The organism is Pseudomonas marincola (genome assembly GCF_900116605.1).
Taxonomy (GTDB): Bacteria; Pseudomonadota; Gammaproteobacteria; order Pseudomonadales; family Pseudomonadaceae; genus Aquipseudomonas; species Aquipseudomonas marincola.
Genome location: NZ_FPBC01000009.1, coordinates 162,566 through 178,826, shown reverse-complemented (window position 1 = coordinate 178,826; position 16,261 = coordinate 162,566). Strand labels below are relative to the sequence as shown.

The following is a 16,261-nucleotide window of genomic DNA, read 5'->3' as shown; positions in this document are numbered from 1 at the left end:
CGCCGGATGCTGGGTTGGCCTTAGTTGCTGACCCAGCGTTGGCGTATCCAGCCACTGAACGCATCGACGCCAAGCACCAGAATCAGCATGGCGATGATTACGCTTGAAGCCTGTGCTTCCTGAAACAGGCTGAGGTGGAAGTAGAGCATCTGGCCCAGCCCACCTGCGCCGACAAAGCCGAGCACGCTGGCCATGCGGATATTATTTTCCCAGCGGTACAGGGTGTAGGCGATGAGTTGTGGCCACACCTCCGGCAACGTCCCATACCAGAACGCGACCAGCTTTGAACCACCCGCCAGGCGGATTGCCTGTGCCGGTTCATCCGGTGTGTTCTCCAGTGCTTCGGCAAACAGCCGGCCTAGTACGCCCGCCGTGTGCAGGGCCAATGCCAGGGTGCCGGCATTGGGGCCAAGGCCGGCCGCGAGCACGACCAGCGCGGCCCAGACCAATTCCGGAATCGCCCGAAGAGCGTTAAGCAGCAGTCGGCTGCCATTGAGCGCCAGCCAGCCGAAGCGTCCCGCCGCAGGCAGTGCCAACAACAGCCCCAGAACTGCCGCAAGCAAGGTGCCGATGGATGACATGGCCAGAGTTTCCAGCGCGCCTTTGCCGATGGCGCGCCAGTGTTCGGCTGAAAAATCAGGGCTGAAAAAGCCGTTGGCGTAACTGGCCATCTGGCTCAGACCATCAGCAGCGAACAGCAGGCGCAGATCAATGTTGAGGTATTGGAACGACGCCACCACTGCAATCAACAGCACGGCGATCAGGCCATAATTGACTGCGTACTTCATTGCAGCCTCGCCCGCAGCACACGGCTCAGTTGATCGGCGAGTAACACCAGCAGCAGGAAGGTCAGCAACATACTGGCAACTTCACCGCCGGCAAACATGCGCAACGACAAATCAATTTGCTGGCCCAGCCCGCCGGCTCCGACAAAACCCATGACGACCGAGGCGCGCACCGCGCATTCCCAGCGATACACGGTGTACGAAAGCATTTCGGCAGAGGCATTGGGCAGCACGCCGTAGGTGAACGCCAGCAGACGCGGGCTGCCGGCGACCAGCAAGGCCCGGCTTGGGCGCGGGTCGACCGACTCGAAAATTTCCGCGTAAACCTTGCCAAGCATGCCGCTGTAGGTAATCGCAATCGCCAGCACCCCAGCAGTCGGACCCAGGCCAACGGCGCGCACGAAAAGCAATGCCCACACCACCTCTGGCACGCTGCGCAGCAAGATAAGTACGCCACGTACTGGCCAGCGCAACGCCTGCGACCACCACGCCGGACGCCCGTTACGGTGCGCAGCAGACAACGACAGCGCGCGGCTGGCAAGCAGTGAGCATGGAATGGCGAGCAGCAAAGCCAGCGCCATGCCGGCAGTGGCGATAGCCAGGGTTTCGAGTGTGGCCTTGAGCAGAATCTGCAGGAACTCGGGATCATGCGCCGGCGGCCAGAAACCGCTGAGGAACTGGCCCATGGTTTTGCTGTTTTCAGGATCGAACAACACCCCCAGATCAACTTCACTGAGCCTGATACCCGGCCACAGCAGCACAATTGCCAGCAGCGTCAGGCCTAACCGGGGCAGTGCAGCCGGATCGCGATCGTGGGCTTTCAGCATCGTGGAATCTGAATCACGGTGGGTGTCTGCACAGTAATGCTCGGCTCGGGCTGCAGCTGTTCATTGGCGTAGAGTGCGTCGAGTTGCGCCTGGCTGACTTGCTCGCTTGGCAGGTCAAAAACAATGCGTCCGGCGCGCACGCCGATTACCCGTGGGAAATGCGCCATGGCCAGGTCCACCGCATGCAGGCTGGCGAGCAGGGTGACGCCGCGGGCGGCCGCTTCACTGCTGAGCACGCTGAGTGTATGGCCGGCCAGAACCGGGTCCATTGCCGACACGGGCTCATCGGCAAGGATGATTTGCGGGCTTTGGTAAAGCACGCGGGCGATGCCGACACGTTGTAATTGCCCACCGGAAAGCTGGTCGCAACGCTCAAACAGTTTGTCTGCCAGATCCAGCCGTGCCAGCGCCGCTTTGGCGCCGCTGATGTCGACTGGATAGAGCAGGTTGAGCAAGCTTTTGAAGGCCGACCACTCACCGAGTTTGCCGGCAAGAATCGCCGTTACCACGCGTTGGCGCGGCGGCAAAGGTGGCGCCTGATGGATCAGGCCGATACGCGCACGCAGGCGCTGGCGTTGGCGAGTGCCGATTTGCCAGGGCTGTTGTTCGAGCAGGCTGATTGCGCCGCTGGTGGGCTGCAAGCTGGTGGCAAGCAAACGCAGCAGAGTGGTTTTACCCGCACCGGAGGGGCCGATAATCGCGACGCGCTCAGCCGGTTTTACCCGTAAATCAATATCACTGAGCGCAACGTGACCATTGGCGTGGGTAACACCCACGCCTTCAAGCGTTAAATTCACTTCAACAGGCCAGCTGCGCGCGCTGCTTCCTCAATGCCTGCATAGTTCTCAGGCTTGGTTTCGATAAAGCGGCTGGCGGCCTGCAGATCCAGAATGGCTTTCTGCTCGGGGTTAGCCGGATCCAGTGCAAGGAACGCGGCCTTGATTTTGGCTTGCAGGGCCGGATCGAGAGTGCCGCGAACGGTCCAGTTGTAGTCGTAGTAAGTCGGGGTCGTGGCGATCACTTTGACTCTAGTGGTGTCGACCTTGCCAGTCGCAACCAGTTTGTCCCACACCGAGGCGTTGAGCACGCCGCCATCGGCCTTGCCAGCCTGGACCCAGGCGGCGGTGGCATCGTGCGCGCCCGAGTAGGCCACGCGGCTGAAGAATTCTTCCGGTTTGATCCCGTCTTTAAGCATGAAGTAGCGCGGCATCAGGCTGCCGGAAGTCGAGGAAACCGAACCGAAGGCGAAGGTTTTGCCTTTGAGGTCTTTAACCGATTTCACTGCAGGGTCGGCGCTGATGAATTTGCTGGTGAACTCGGCGTCCTGCTCGCGCTGCACCAGTGGCACAGCGTTGCCGGTTTTCAGGCGGGTCTGCACGAAGGTGAAGCCACCCAGCCAGGCCATGTCGAGGCGATCAGATGCCAGCGACTCAACCACTGCGGCGTAATCGGCTACCGGCACAAACTCGACCTTCATGCCAAGTTGTTGCTCAAGGTAGGCGCCCAGTGGTTTGAACTTGCGCAGCAGTTCGGTCGGGGCTTCATCGGGGATGGCCGAGACGCGCAAAACATCAGCAGCGTTGGCGAAAACAGCAGAGAGCGACAGGGCGATGCCTGCAGCGAGTACAAAAGTACGCTTGATCATGACGGGTTCTCCGGTTCAATAGCGGGGAAAGCGGGCGAATTATAGAGGTAATTGCCATGCAATGGGCGCGCGCAGCATACCGTGTTGCAGGTTTATCGGTGATAAATGTTTAGCAAAACCGCGCATGCGCGGCTGAGGCCGCAGTTAATGCGCGGAGAATGTGCCTTGTTGGATACCAGCTGCTTAGTTGACGTGCATTGCTGCGGGTTACTGCTCCAGCGCCTGCCCCCACACCGCAAATTCATTACCGCTGGGTTCGATGAAGTGAAAACGGCGGCCACCGGGGAAGCTGTAAATGGCTTTGTTGATCTGCCCGCCAGCAGTGCTGACCTTGTTCAGTGTCGCTTCCAGGTCATCGCTGTACAGCACTACCAGCGCGCTGCCGTTGGCGGTGGTGGCGGCCATATCGGCGCGATAAAAGCCACCGTCCAGGCCGCGTCCTGAGAACGCGCAATAGTCCGGGCCGTAATCGTCGAAGGTCCAGCCGAATGCGCGATTGAAGAAGGCTTTGGTTGCTTCAATGTCGCGCGCGGCAAACTCGACGTAATTGATTGTCTCGTGGCTGGGCATTTCAGCTCCTTTGGCTGAGCGTATGAAGGTCTTGTCAGTAAAGGGTATTTTCCTTCAATCCGCACGCGCGCAAGGCCGTTACCGTGAGCACCTGATAACCACGAGTGAGGGCTGTGTATGAGTATCTGGGTGTCGATGGCCGCATTTGCGCTGGCCTCATCAATCACGCCGGGGCCGGTGAATATCGTCGCGCTGAGTGCGGGCGTGCAGTTTGGACTGCGGGCCAGCTTGCGCCATGTAACCGGCGCCACGGTTGGCTTCTGCCTGTTGCTGGTGCTGATCGGTTTGGGGCTGCACGAGGTATTGCGCGCCTGGCCGCCGCTGACCCGGTTCATTCAATTGGGCGGCGTGGCTTTCTTGTTGTTCATGGCCTACAAACTTGCGGTCGATGATGGACAGATCAGGCGTGACGAGAAGGCGAGTGCGCCCTCAATGCTCTATGGCGCAACGTTGCAGTGGCTCAATCCAAAAGCATGGATGGCCTGTGTTGCCGGCATGGGCTTGTTTGTTGAAGAGGGCAATTTGCGTCAGGTTGCCGAGTTCAGCCTGATTTACTTCGCGGTTTGTTACGTCTCAATTGCCAGTTGGGCAGTGGCGGGCAGTTACTTGCGCGGCGTACTTGAAACACCGGCGGCAATGCGCCTGTTCAACCGGCTGATGGCAGCGCTGTTGGTGGCTTGCTGCGTGTATTTGCTGCTCAGTTGATTCAGCCGCGATATTGCCCGGGCGTCGCCGCAAGGTGCTGCTTGAAGGTGCGTTGCAGGTGCGCCTGATCGGCAAACCCGGCGGCCAGCGCCGCTTCGGCAATCACCTCACCGCGCTGCAGTAAACGCTGCGCCAGTTGCACGCGTTGATTGGTCAGATACGCGTGCGGAGTCATCCCGAAATGCTGGGCAAAGGCGCGGATCAGATACGAGCGTGAAAGCCCCGCGACCGTACAGATTTTCTCAAGGCTCAGCGGCTCGGCGCAATGGGCCTGGATATAGTCGGCGGCGCATTGCAGCTTTGCATGCACTGCAGATGTGAGTTCAGCGTCAGGCTCATTTGCCGTCAGTTCGGCGTGCATTTGCACAAAGAACTGCTCGGCGGCGGTGTGTTTTTGCGCTGTGCTCAGCGCCGCATCAGTTAACTGCATGTACAGCTGGTTCAGCGCGCTAAAGAGCTGTTGTGAGTGCGTGAGAATCGGCTTGTAAGGTTGAAAACAGTGCGCGGCCGATGAGTCGAGCTGCGCCTGTATGGCGGCCAGCCATTGGCAGTCGACGTAGAACATCCGGTACGACCAAGGTTCGCCATCAATCGGATTGCAGGCATGCACCACCTGCGGATTCATCAACACCACGCAGCCTTCGCCGATCACTTGCTGCTGGTCACCGCTAATGTAGGTGCACTGGCCCGAGGTGATGGCGCCGATTGAAAAGTGCGCATGCGCGTGGCGCGCATAACAGACCTTGCGGCCATCGAGAATTGACCGCGCCTCGATAAAGGGCAGCGCTGCGGCTCGCCAGAATGTCGGCACGGTCAGGCTCATGGAGCTTACTCGGCAATCGCGGCAATAACCGACACTTCAACCAGCAGTTCCGGGCTGGCCATGCTCGCCTCGACACAGGCGCGGGCTGGCGCGAAGCCTTCTGGAACCCAGCTGTCCCACACGCTGTTCATACCGGCGAACAAGCTCATGTCCTTGATGTACAGCGTGGCGGAAAGGATGTGCTTGCGGCTGCTGCCAACCGATTCCAGCAGCGCATCGACCTTGGCCAGCATGGTCCGGGTTTGTTCCTCAATGCCCGCCGTGCGGTCTTCTGCAACCTGGCCGCAGAGGTAGGCAGTGTTGTTGTGGACGACTACGCGGCTCATGCGGGCAGAGGTTTCGTGACGGCTGATGTTCATGGGATTCCTTATTTTTAAGCAGGGACAATCAAGGCCACAGATGGCGTTTTACACCAGTATTCTGCAGGCCTGCGAGCCCCTAGTCTAATCGGCAAACAGGGTGAATGACGAACCGGCTTTGGGTTTAAGATAAGCCCTTGCCAACCATGGAGTCATTTATGTCTGGGTCGCTGCCTGCTGTAGCTTTTGCCGGAATAGGCCTGATGGGCCTGCCTATGACCCGCCGCTTGCTAGCGGCGGGCTATCCGTTGACGGTGTGGAATCGCTCGCCGGACAAATGCCAGCCGCTGCTTGAAGCCGGTGCCCGCGCTGTCAGCAGCCCGGCCCAGTTGTGTGCCGATGCCGAGATCATCATGCTGTGTCTGGCCGATACAAGCGTGGTGCGCGAGGTGGTATTTGGCCCGGGCGGCATTGTCGAGAATGCCAAGCCCGGCCAGTTGCTGCTGGACTTTTCCAGCCTTGAGCCCAGCGCAACCCGGCAGATGGCCGCTGAGCTTGAGCAGCGAACCGGCATGCGCTGGGTTGATGCACCAGTGTCCGGCGGTACGCCGGGCGCTGAAAACGGTACGCTGGCGATCATGGCCGGCGGGCGCGTGGAAGACATCGAGCGGGTGCGGCCGCTGCTCGATAATTTAGGCCAGCGCCTCACGCGCATGGGCGATGTGGGCGCTGGGCAGGTGACCAAGGTCTGCAACCAGATGATCGTCGCCTGCAACGCGCTGGTGATCGCCGAGGTTGTGGCCTTGGCGGAAAAGTCGGGTGTCGATGCCACGCTGATTGCCTCGGCGTTGGCCGGTGGTTTCGCCGACTCCAAGCCACTGCAGATTCTCGCACCGCAGATGGCCAGCAGCGAGTTTGAGCCGATCAAGTGGCATGTGCGTACACTCCTCAAAGACCTCGATACAGCGGTCAAACTATCCCGCGAAACCGCGTCGTCTACGCCCGCGACTGGCTTGGCTGCGCAACTGATGCGCCTGCATGCCAGTCAGGGCAACGCGGCGCGAGACCCCTCCACCCTGATTGAAATGTACCGGGAGCCGAAGGCATGAAAATCGCTGCAAACCTGTCGATGATGTTTACCGAAGTCCCCTTGATCGAGCGCATTCTGGCCGCTCGCGTGGCTGGCTTTGACGGTGTCGAAGTGCAGTTCCCATATGAAGTCCCGGCAATTCGCTTCAAGGAGGCGCTGGAGCGTGCAGACATGCCGCTGGTGCTGATCAACCTGCCAGCCGGTGATTTCATGGATGGCGGCGCTGGTCTTGCCGCCGTGCCGGCACGCCAGGCCGAGTTCGATGCGGCGCTGGAGCAGACGCTCAGCTACGCCGCGATGGTGCGTCCGGCCTCGGTGAATATCTTGCCGGGACGCCTTGCTCAGGGCGTCAGTCGTGAGCAGGCACTGGCCACTCTGGGCGCAAACCTGCGCAAGAGTGCCGAGGCCTTTGCACAGCTGGGCATTAAACTGGTCGCGGAGGCGATCAATCCGCTGGATATGCCAGGCTTTCTGATCAATACCCCGGAGCATCTGGATGAGTTGATTCGCCTGGTTGATCATCCTAATTTCATGGCCCAGTACGACCTGTATCACATGGCGCGGCAGGGTATTGCGCTGGTCGCCGGGATTGCCTTGTTGGCCGGGCGAATTGGCCACGTGCAATTTGCCGATTGTCCGGGACGCGGTGCGCCTGGGACCGGTGAGGTCGACTTTGCACCGGCAATGGCGGCGCTCAAAGCCAGTGGTTATCAGGGTTGGATCGCGGCGGAATATCGTCCCGGCGATGTGGGCACGACGGCGAGTCTGGACTGGTTGGCTGAGTGGCGCAAAACCCTCGGCAGCTAAGCCCGCTGCGGTTATTGGGTTGAGGCGACCACGGTCACATTGCCGGCCTCGACCCGATTACGTCCCAGCGCCTTGGCGCGATACAGGCGCTGGTCGGCTTGCTGGATCAGTTCGTCAAGGTTTTGCCCCTTTTGCCATTGGGCCACCCCGAAGCTTGCGGTGAACGACACCTCAGGCGTTATCGGCGTATTGGCGATCAGGCTGCGCAGTTTTTCAGCCATGCTGCTGGCTTGCGAAAGATCGGTGTGCGGCATCAATAACAGGAACTCCTCACCGCCCCAACGGCAGAGGCTGTCCGCTTCGCGCAGGTGCTGCTGGAGCAGCTCGCTGAGGCAGGCCAGGGTTTGATCGCCAACCTCGTGACCGTATTGGTCGTTAATGGCTTTGAAGTGATCGATATCAAAAAACAGTAGGCTCAGAGCAAAGTCGTAGCGCTCGGCACGGCGGATTTCGATGTTGGCAACTTCCTCCAGCTTAAGGCGATTCCACAAGCCTGTAAGGCGATCGGTATTGGCCAGTTTCTCCAATTGCTGGTTGGTTTTCAGCAGTTCGTGCTCAACCTCTATTCGCGCGGACACCTCGCGGCGCAGGCGGCCGGTGAGTCGCGTCAGACGCAAGGCAAATGCGCCCACCAACAATAACACCAGCAGGCTGGCAGCGAGCAAGGCATACAAGCGGCTGTAATCTGCGGGTTCTTTGTGGTGATAAATGAATTGCTCAAGGTCGAGCGGACCATCGGCCATGCCCAGCTCTTTATAGCTGGCGGCGATGGTTTTCCAGCGACCCGGATTCATATGGCCGATTTGCACCAGTTCCGGCATCACCAGCTCGCGGATTGCCTCGGCTTCAAAGCGCAGGTGCTCAAGGCTCTTGTTTGGCGCGTATTGCGCGTGGATAACTGCAATGGTTTCTTCGATATGATCCAGCGCGTATTGCCAGCCCTGCAAGCTCGCACGAACAAAGGCGTCGACCATCTCCGGGCGTTGCTCGATCAGGGTTGTGCGCGTGGTAAGGATGTCGTTGTAGAAGTTCACCCCGTATTCGCGTGGCCGGATCAGCCGGTACGGCACACCTTGTTGCTCGAGCCAGAAGGGCTCGTTGGTGCTGTAGCCGTCGTAGGCATCAATCTTGTGATCGATAAGGTCCTGTGGATTGAAACTGGCGTTGGTGATGTTCAGGTTGTTGAGGCTTATTCCTTCGCGCAACAGGGTCAGGCGTAGCTCGGCACTTTCCGGCAAGGGCAGCAGCATCAGGCGCTTATCGGCAAGGTCCAGCGGCGTGAAAATATTTGAGTCCGCCAGCACAATCCAGGCGCTGGGTGAGCTTTGCATGATCGCCGCCAGTGCAACCACCGGCTTGCCTTGCATATGTGCGATTACCAGCCCACTGTTGGCGATGGCAAAGTCGCTTTCACCGGAGAGCATGCTGTCGATCGCCTTGGGCGCATTCGGCCCACCCTCAACGATATCCACATCCATGCCGGCCTCGCGATAGAAGCCTTTTTCCTTGGCCATGTAATAGCCGGCAAACTGAAATTGGTGCAGCCAGCGGAGTTGCAGGCGAATAGGTTCTGCAGCGGCGAGAGGCGATGTCAGACAACAGAGCAGGACTGTTGTGATAATCAGCAGATTCCCGAGCTTGGTCGCTCGGCAGAAGCGGCGTATCGCGCTCATGGATTCCTTTCGCAATCGGCGAGTGTCGAGTACTGGTGTGAAGTGTGCCATCAAATGGGCATCATCTGAAAGCCAAGTGTAGAACACCCGCGCCTGTACTCGAGTCCGTTTGCTTGAACCTTGTAAAGAGACACTCTCCATTAGTGCCCTAAAACCCTGAAAAAAACAAGGTTACTCGGGCACCCTGGACTGTTCTTTATCCCGCGACCAACACCCGAATGGCTTCGAGGCGCAGCGCTGCCTTGTCCAGTGCTGCCAGGCCTTTGCTGCGGATTTGGCGCAAGGTTTCCAGTTCGCTGTCGCGCACACTCGGGTTGACTGCCTGCAGGGCGGTCAAGCGGGCAAGCTCTTCATCGAGATCAGCCGCCAGACGATGTTTAGCGTCGGCAACACGCTCCAGATGGCGCGGTGAAACCTTGTCTTCGCCGACACTGATCTGCGGGTTGAGCGCATCACGTTGCGCCTGCACAAACTTGTTGGCGCTGGCGCGTGGCACGCTTTCGAGCTGGTCGTTGAGGGTTTCGAACGCCACCTTGCTGGCCAGATCATTGCCATTGGCGTCGAGCAGGCAACGCAATGCAGCGGGTGGCAAGTAGCGACCCAATTGCAGTGCGCGTGGCGCTACTACTTCACTGACGTAAAGCAGCTCAAGCAGAACGGTACCTGGCTTGAGGGCCTTGTTTTTGATCAGCGCGACGCCGGTGTTGCCCATTGAGCCTGAACGCACCAGATCCATGCCGCCTTGAACCATTGGGTGCTCCCACGTGAGGAACTGCATGTCTTCGCGGGCCAGTGCCAGGTCGCGGTCATAGGTGATGGTCACGCCTTCGTCGCTGCCCAGCGGGAAGCTGGCATCGAGCATTTTCTCGCTCGGGCGCAGGATCAGGGCGTTGTCGGAATGGTCTTCGCTGTCGATGCCGAAAGCGTTGAACAACTGTTCCATGTAGATCGGCAGGGCGAATTGGTCGTCCTGTTCGAGAATTTCCTCGACCAGCTGCTCGCCTTCGCCAGCACCGCCCGAGTTGAGTTCCAGCAGGCGGTCGCGGCCAGCGTGCAGTTCATCTTCAAGGCGCAGACGCTCGGCCTTGCATTCGTCAGCCAGTTCTTGCCATTGGCCGTCATCACCGCCTTCAAGCAGTGGCAGCATGCGGCTGCCGAACTTATGCTGCAGCGCGTTGCCGGTCGGGCAAGTTGCGAGGAACGCGTTCAGCGCTTCGTGATACCACTGGAACAAGCGCTCTTGCGGGCTGTTTTCCAGATACGGCACGTGCAGTTGAATGCGGTGCTTCTGGCCAATACGGTCGAGACGGCCAATGCGCTGCTCAAGCAGATCCGGGTGAGCTGGCAGGTCGAACAGCACCAGATGGTGGGCAAACTGGAAGTTGCGACCTTCGCTGCCGATTTCCGAGCAGATCAGTACTTGGGCGCCAAACTCTTCGTCTGCAAAGTATGCCGCTGCCCGGTCGCGCTCAAGAATGCTCATGCCTTCATGGAACACAGTCGCCGGGATGCCGGAGCGAACGCGCAGGGCATCTTCAAGATCCATGGCCGTTTCGGCGTGCGCACAAATCACCAGCACCTTGAACTTCTTGAGCATCTTCAGGGTGTCGATCAACCACTCTACGCGTGGGTCGATGCGCCACCAGCGCTGCTCGTCCTCAACCTCAGGCTGGGCCTGATAGCTGACCTCGGGATAAAGATCCGGGTGCTCGCCAATTGGCAGCTCCAGGTATTCGTCCGGGCTCGGCAGCGGGTAGGGGTGCAGTTCGCGCTCGGGGAAGCCTTGTACCGCCGCGCGGGTGTTACGGAAAAGCAGGCGGCCGGTGCCGTGGCGGTCTAGCAGCTCGCGAACCAGTCGCGCTGATGCTTCGGCGTCACCCTTGTTCACGGCATCCAGCAGCTCTTCGCCTTCGGCGCCGAGGAAGTCATGCACAGTTTTATGTGCACCGGCAGAGAGCTGGCCGTGGTCGAGCAGCTCTTGAACGGCTTCGGCCACCGGACGGTAGTTGGCGCTTTCGGCGCGGAACGCTTCAAGGTCATGGAAACGGTGCGGGTCGAGCAGGCGCAAGCGCGCAAAGTGGCTGTCTTGTCCCAATTGCTCTGGCGTTGCGGTGAGCAGCAGGACGCCCGGGATAACCTCGGCAAGCTGTTCGACCAGCGCATATTCCGGGCTGCTTTTTTCCGGATGCCAAACCAGGTGATGGGCCTCGTCGACGACCATCAAATCCCAGCCGGCAGCAAACAATGCGTCTTGAGCTTTCTCGTCTTCACGCAGCCACTCAAGCGCGACCAGCGCCAGTTGGCAATCTTCAAACGGGTTGCTGGCATCGCTTTCGATGAAGCGTTCGGCGTCAAACAGGGCGACGTCGAGGTTGAAGCGGCGGCGCATTTCGACCAGCCACTGGTGCTGGAGGTTTTCCGGCACCAGAATCAGGATGCGGCTGGCACGGCCCGAAAGCAGTTGGCGGTGAATAACCAGACCGGCTTCGATGGTTTTACCCAGACCCACTTCGTCCGCCAGCAGTACGCGCGGCGCAACCCGGTCGGCCACTTCGCGGGCGATGTGCAACTGGTGCGCGATCGGTTGGGCACGCACGCCGCCTAAGCCCCACAGTTTCGACTGCAGTTGTTTGCTGGTAAATTCGAGCGTGCGATAACGCAGGCCGAACCAGGCCAGTGGATCAATCTGCCCGGCAAACAGGCGGTCGCTGGCAAGACGGAACTGGATGAAGTTGGAGAGCTGAGTCTCCGGCAGCGTAATGCTCTGATGCTGCTCATTGAGGCCGTGATAAACCAGCAGGCCGTCGATATCGTCGACTTCCTGTACGGTCAGTTTCCAGCCTTCGAAATGAGTGATCTCGTCACCAGGAGAAAAGCGCACGCGGGTCAGCGGTGCATTGCGCGCCGCGTATTGGCGTGTTTCGCCCGTCGCCGGGAAGAGCACAGTGAGCATGCGGCCTTCCTGCATGAGGATGGTTCCCAAGCCCAGCTCCGCTTCGCTGTCACTAATCCAGCGTTGCCCCGGTTCAAACTGCGCCATGCCTGTCTCCTGTGCGTGAAAAAGCCGACTATGGTAACGGAACCGAGACCCAAGACCCAAGGCGCATTATCAGATTCCGCTTATGATTAATGGCAAAAGTGTAGCGAGGCTCGACTCAAGTAGTGATCACCGGGGCCGACAGTCTGACAAAAGGAGAGTCAATGCATGTTGCCGCCGATACCGCAGAGCCTGCCGCCCGTAACGGCGCAGCAAGATGTCAATAAACCCAAACCGGTGGTTGCCGCGGTGACGCCGGCTGCCGAGACATCGAGCGAGAGCGCGTTGAATCTCGATAAGCGCCATCCTCAGGATGTTCAGGACTTGTTGCGCGAAGAACAGCGTCGCCGCCAGCGTCAGGTTATGGACGCTGCGCCGGATGGCGAGGAAGAGGCCGAGCCGGCTGAACCTGTAGCTGAACATCCACTAATCGAGGACGACTTGCCGCGTCAGGGCGTGTGGGTTGATATTGAAGTTTGAGGCCTGCAATTATCTCAAATCACCTGCAATTGCCGGGAACCCCCATGAGCTTGTTTGACCAGAGCACTCTGCCGTTAGCCGATGGCGAGCTTGAATGGCACGCGCGCTGGCTGGACGCGGAGCGTGCGAGTCAGCTATTGCAGCAACTGGTCGAACAGACGCCCTGGCAGCAACCCGAACTGCAGCTGTACGGCAAGCGCCACCTCGTGCCCCGGCTGGAGGCTTGGTATGGCGATGCCGAGGCCAGTTACCGCTACAGCGGTTACACCCATGTGCCGTTGCCGTGGACGCCGCTGCTCAGTGAGATTCGCCAGCAAGTGGAGACCGCCGCAGGCCAGTCATTCAATGGGCTGCTGCTCAACTATTACCGTGATGGTCAGGACTCAATGGGCTGGCACAGCGATGATGAGGCCGTGCTTGGGCGCAATCCGGTGATCGCCTCGTTGAGCCTCGGCGGCACGCGGCGCTTCGATCTGCGCCGCAAAGGCCAGAGCCGAATTGAACATTCGCTTGCACTTGAACACGGCTCGCTACTGGTCATGCGCGGCCCAACACAGCATCATTGGCAGCATCAGGTGGCGAAAACCCGCAGTGCGTGCGAGCCTCGCCTGAATTTGACCTTTCGTTTACTACGGTTACCAGCATGAGTGGCGACGATAATCTGATCGACTTTTCGACCGAGCGCAGCAAGCGCATCCATGACCTGCACGACAAAAAACTCGATGACATGCGCAAGGTCTTCGAGCAGGTGCTGCCTCTTAGCAAGGCTAAAAAGAAGCCGGGCAAGAAACCCAAGAAGCGCTAACTCCCTCATCTACCGCTGATTTTCTTGATCCAGATCAGTGTCTATAGCTTGCTCTCGCCAATGCCTGCGGCCTGTTGATCCAGGTCAAGTTTTGCATCGCGCTGATCCATTAACTTTAAGCCATCGAGACAAGGTTAGTCCTTAGGAGGCTTTTATGTTTTTTGATCATGTCGTTTTCGCTGGTGTTGCCGTGGTAGCGCTCATGTTCGTCTTCTTTGGCGGTGTCGGATATTTCATCTGGAAGGACGCTCACGACCACAAATAGGGTCTGGTTCTTCCGATCAAGAGCACGCAAGGCAGTTTGGGCGACTTCATTAAGTCGCCTATTTTTTTGGCTTTTTTCAGCACTCTTCGCCATGAAGTAGTGGCATTTCGCCGTGGCAGAACAAAAAGCCTGCGGCGGCATCTTTCCCTTCATATACTTCATTGTATATAGTTAGCAGGCTAATGGTTTGCTTGCTATCACTGTCGTTCTGGCCGTGATCCGCTACCTTCTTATTGTGTAATCCTATTGGTTCCCACCATGCGCGATACCTTGTTGGCGCTTTTCGCGCCAAGAACTCAAGCGGTGCAATTCGCGATCAAGACTGTGCTTGGCGGTTTACTGGCGCTTTGGCTGGCCATGCGCCTTGGGCTCGAAGAACCCTCATGGTCGCTGATGACTGCTTTCATCGTGGCCCAACCGTTATCCGGCATGGTGGTGCAGAAGGGCTTGGCGCGTTTGGTTGGCACGCTGATCGGTACATCGGTTTCAGTGGTGTTCATCGCGCTGTTTGCGCAAACCCCATGGCTGTTTCTGGGGGCGTTGGGCTTGTGGTTGGCGCTGTGTACCGCTGCCGCCACCATGCTGCGCAGTGCCTGGTCGTATTCATTTTTGCTCTCGGGCTACACGGTGGCAATTATTGCCTTGCCTGCGATCTCGGTGCCTTTGACTGTGTTTGATCAGGCCGTGGCGCGCAGCACCGAAATTTGTCTGGGCATTATCTGCGCTACGCTGGTCAGCGCCATTCTCTGGCCGCAAAGGGTTGAGCACCAACTCGCCCAGCAAGCCCAGGTTGCCTGGCAGTCGGGGATCAATGCGGCGCGTCTTGCGCTTAACGGCGAAGCGCACGCCCGCAGGGGCTTGCTCGAGGTCCTGGGCCGGTTGGTGGCCGTGGACTCGCAGCGAGAACACGCCTGGTTCGAAGGCAATCGCGGCCGCCAGCGGGCGGCGGCACTGCGGGTGTTGAGTCGCGACCTGCTCGGGGTCTTGCGCCTGGCCCGGGGTGTGGCGCGGCAATGGCGGCAATTGTCGGCTGAGCAGGCGGATGCCTTGCAAACCTGGCGTTCGCAAGTGAGTGAGGTGCTCCAGCAAACGCAGGTTGAGCAATTTCAGGTGCTGGCCGAAAAGCTCTCGAAAGAGGCGCTGGAGCCGCACTGGAGCGCCGAGCAGCAATTTTGTCTGGAGCGCTTGGCGCTGTTGATGCATCGGGTGCAAACCGCGAGCGAGTCGTTGCACGCCGTTGAGGTGGGCGTCGCCCCCGATGATGCGCCGGAGCCTTTGTCATGGCACCGCGACTGGCAGACTTCGGCGGTTTACGGGGCGCGCAGTGCGCTGGCTTTCCTGTCGCTGTCGGCATTCTGGATCGCAACAGCCTGGACAGCGGCATCCGGCGCACTGTTGTTATGTGCGGTGGTTTGCAGCCTGTTTGCCAGCCGTGATAACGCGGCGCAAATCGGCATGATGTTTCTGCGCGGTATTCTCCTGGCGATCCCCGTGGCATTTGTGGCCGGTGAGTTGTTGTTGCCGCAGGTCACCGGATTCCCCATGCTGTGTATCGTCATGGGCGCGCCTTTGTTCTTCGGCGCACTGGGCATGGCCAATCCGAAAATTGGCGCCACGGCGACCTCGTTCTGCCTGCATTTCATTGTGCTGATCTCGCCGCAAAACAGCATGACCTACGATGTCGACTACTTCCTCAACAGCGCATTGGCCATGCTGATCGGGGTTGGTTTTGCGGTATTGGCGTTCAATCTGGTGACGCTGCGTAATCCGGTATGGCACGGGCAGCGCTTGCTCAAGGCCATTCGCGCGGATCTGGCGCGGCTGACCAATCGCCGCCTGGTCGATGCCGAGAACTGGTTCGGTGGGCGCATGGCTGACCGCTTGCTGCAGTTGGCGCGGCATTACCCCGCGCTGCCTGATGCAACACGCAGCCGCTGGGATGATGGCGTCGCCAGTCTTGATCTGGGGGATGAGTTAATCCACCTGCGCGGCTGCCTCGCGGCTGCGGGTTCCGGGCTGGAAGCGGTCGAGAGCGATTTCATGGCGTGTCTCGAAGAGTTCTTGCTCGATGGCCCGAACAATGGCCGTGAAGGCGCACTGGAGCAGGCTGGCGAACGACTGCTGGCCGCTATTCGCAGTCAGCCATCGCGGATTGAATTGCGTCTGGCGCAAGCTGCACTTTTGCAATTGCGCGGTGGCTGGCGGCACTGGCGCGCCATACAAGGGGAGGCTTATGGGGTTGCATGAATGGTCGGTGGGTGGCGTGCTGCTCAGCCCCTTTTTGATTTACGCGGTGCTGGCGCTGCTATTGACCGGCTTGCTGCGGTGGCTGTTGCAGCGTGTGGGGTTTACCCGCTGGATCTGGCACGAAGCACTGTTTGATTTCGCATTATTTATTTGCGTGCTGGCCGCGGTTGTAGCGGTGCTCGGGCACTAGTATTGGTCAACCA

General features: G+C 59.3%; 18 protein-coding genes. 9 read left to right on the top strand and 9 right to left on the bottom strand.

From position 1 onward, the window contains the following. Positions 1-20: 20 nt before the first annotated feature. The 5 genes from phnE to BM395_RS15755 form a co-directional block, all read right to left on the bottom strand. Complete coding sequence (gene phnE, locus BM395_RS15775) at positions 21-788, bottom strand: phosphonate ABC transporter, permease protein PhnE (RefSeq protein ID WP_090513526.1); 768 nt, start codon at positions 786-788, stop codon at positions 21-23. Beyond that, positions 785-1,612, bottom strand: a complete 828-nt coding sequence (locus tag BM395_RS15770; RefSeq protein ID WP_090513522.1) for a PhnE/PtxC family ABC transporter permease — start codon at positions 1,610-1,612, stop codon at positions 785-787. The genes phnE and BM395_RS15770 overlap by 4 nt, the downstream gene beginning before the upstream one ends. Continuing rightward, the gene (locus BM395_RS15765; protein ID WP_090513519.1) at positions 1,606-2,409 is read right to left on the bottom strand and encodes a phosphonate ABC transporter ATP-binding protein; all 804 of its coding nucleotides are present in this window, start codon (positions 2,407-2,409) and stop codon (positions 1,606-1,608) included. Before BM395_RS15765 ends, BM395_RS15770 begins: the two co-directional genes overlap by 7 nt. Beyond that, positions 2,406-3,257, bottom strand: a complete 852-nt coding sequence (locus BM395_RS15760; protein ID WP_090513516.1) for a putative selenate ABC transporter substrate-binding protein — start codon at positions 3,255-3,257, stop codon at positions 2,406-2,408. The genes BM395_RS15765 and BM395_RS15760 overlap by 4 nt, the downstream gene beginning before the upstream one ends. 207 nt (positions 3,258-3,464) lie before the next feature. Continuing rightward, a complete protein-coding gene (locus BM395_RS15755) occupies positions 3,465-3,827 on the bottom strand; it encodes a VOC family protein (RefSeq protein WP_090513513.1) in 363 nt (120 codons plus the stop codon). Positions 3,828-3,944: 117 nt separating this feature from the next. Here BM395_RS15755 and BM395_RS15750 point away from each other — a divergent pair, with 117 nt between their 5' ends. Further along, the gene (locus BM395_RS15750) at positions 3,945-4,532 is read left to right on the top strand and encodes a LysE family translocator (protein ID WP_090513509.1); all 588 of its coding nucleotides are present in this window, start codon (positions 3,945-3,947) and stop codon (positions 4,530-4,532) included. 1 nt (position 4,533) lies between these two features. On the opposite strand, the gene BM395_RS15745 is transcribed toward BM395_RS15750, so the two are convergent. Further along, positions 4,534-5,355, bottom strand: coding sequence for an AraC family transcriptional regulator (locus BM395_RS15745; RefSeq protein ID WP_090513506.1), 822 nt, complete (start codon positions 5,353-5,355; stop codon positions 4,534-4,536). Between the two features lie 5 nt (positions 5,356-5,360). Beyond that, positions 5,361-5,714, bottom strand: coding sequence for a RidA family protein (locus BM395_RS15740; RefSeq protein ID WP_069901480.1), 354 nt, complete (start codon positions 5,712-5,714; stop codon positions 5,361-5,363). Positions 5,715-5,872: 158 nt separating this feature from the next. Between BM395_RS15740 and BM395_RS15735 the strand changes: the two genes are divergently transcribed. Next, positions 5,873-6,763, top strand: coding sequence for an NAD(P)-dependent oxidoreductase (locus tag BM395_RS15735; protein ID WP_090513503.1), 891 nt, complete (start codon positions 5,873-5,875; stop codon positions 6,761-6,763). Then, positions 6,760-7,551 carry a hydroxypyruvate isomerase family protein gene (locus tag BM395_RS15730; protein WP_090513500.1) on the top strand — a complete coding sequence of 264 codons (792 nt, stop codon included), beginning with the start codon at positions 6,760-6,762 and terminating at the stop codon, positions 7,549-7,551. Before BM395_RS15735 ends, BM395_RS15730 begins: the two co-directional genes overlap by 4 nt. Before the next feature lie 11 nt (positions 7,552-7,562). On the opposite strand, the gene BM395_RS15725 is transcribed toward BM395_RS15730, so the two are convergent. Together BM395_RS15725 and rapA are read right to left on the bottom strand one after the other, a co-directional pair. After that, complete coding sequence (locus BM395_RS15725) at positions 7,563-9,224, bottom strand: GGDEF domain-containing protein (protein WP_170860610.1); 1,662 nt, start codon at positions 9,222-9,224, stop codon at positions 7,563-7,565. A gap of 196 nt (positions 9,225-9,420) precedes the next feature. Next, a complete protein-coding gene (gene rapA / locus BM395_RS15720; protein ID WP_090513494.1) occupies positions 9,421-12,264 on the bottom strand; it encodes an RNA polymerase-associated protein RapA in 2,844 nt (947 codons plus the stop codon). Positions 12,265-12,429: 165 nt separating this feature from the next. Between rapA and BM395_RS15715 the strand changes: the two genes are divergently transcribed. The 6 genes from BM395_RS15715 to BM395_RS15695 all read left to right on the top strand — a co-directional run bounded on the left by BM395_RS15715 (position 12,430) and on the right by BM395_RS15695 (position 16,248). Further along, positions 12,430-12,741, top strand: coding sequence for an aspartate-semialdehyde dehydrogenase (locus BM395_RS15715; protein WP_090513491.1), 312 nt, complete (start codon positions 12,430-12,432; stop codon positions 12,739-12,741). 44 nt (positions 12,742-12,785) lie between these two features. Continuing rightward, positions 12,786-13,388, top strand: coding sequence for an alpha-ketoglutarate-dependent dioxygenase AlkB family protein (locus tag BM395_RS15710; RefSeq protein ID WP_090513488.1), 603 nt, complete (start codon positions 12,786-12,788; stop codon positions 13,386-13,388). Continuing rightward, positions 13,385-13,546, top strand: coding sequence for a hypothetical protein (locus BM395_RS23385; RefSeq protein ID WP_090513485.1), 162 nt, complete (start codon positions 13,385-13,387; stop codon positions 13,544-13,546). Before BM395_RS15710 ends, BM395_RS23385 begins: the two co-directional genes overlap by 4 nt. Before the next feature lie 154 nt (positions 13,547-13,700). Continuing rightward, positions 13,701-13,811 (top strand): cytochrome c oxidase subunit CcoM, encoded by a 111-nt coding sequence (gene ccoM / locus BM395_RS23750; protein ID WP_275941849.1) that lies wholly within the window; start codon positions 13,701-13,703, stop codon positions 13,809-13,811. A gap of 258 nt (positions 13,812-14,069) precedes the next feature. After that, positions 14,070-16,058, top strand: coding sequence for an FUSC family protein (locus BM395_RS15700; protein WP_090513483.1), 1,989 nt, complete (start codon positions 14,070-14,072; stop codon positions 16,056-16,058). Beyond that, positions 16,045-16,248 carry a DUF1656 domain-containing protein gene (locus BM395_RS15695; RefSeq protein WP_069901489.1) on the top strand — a complete coding sequence of 68 codons (204 nt, stop codon included), beginning with the start codon at positions 16,045-16,047 and terminating at the stop codon, positions 16,246-16,248. Before BM395_RS15700 ends, BM395_RS15695 begins: the two co-directional genes overlap by 14 nt. The last annotated feature ends 13 nt before the right edge of the window (positions 16,249-16,261 follow it).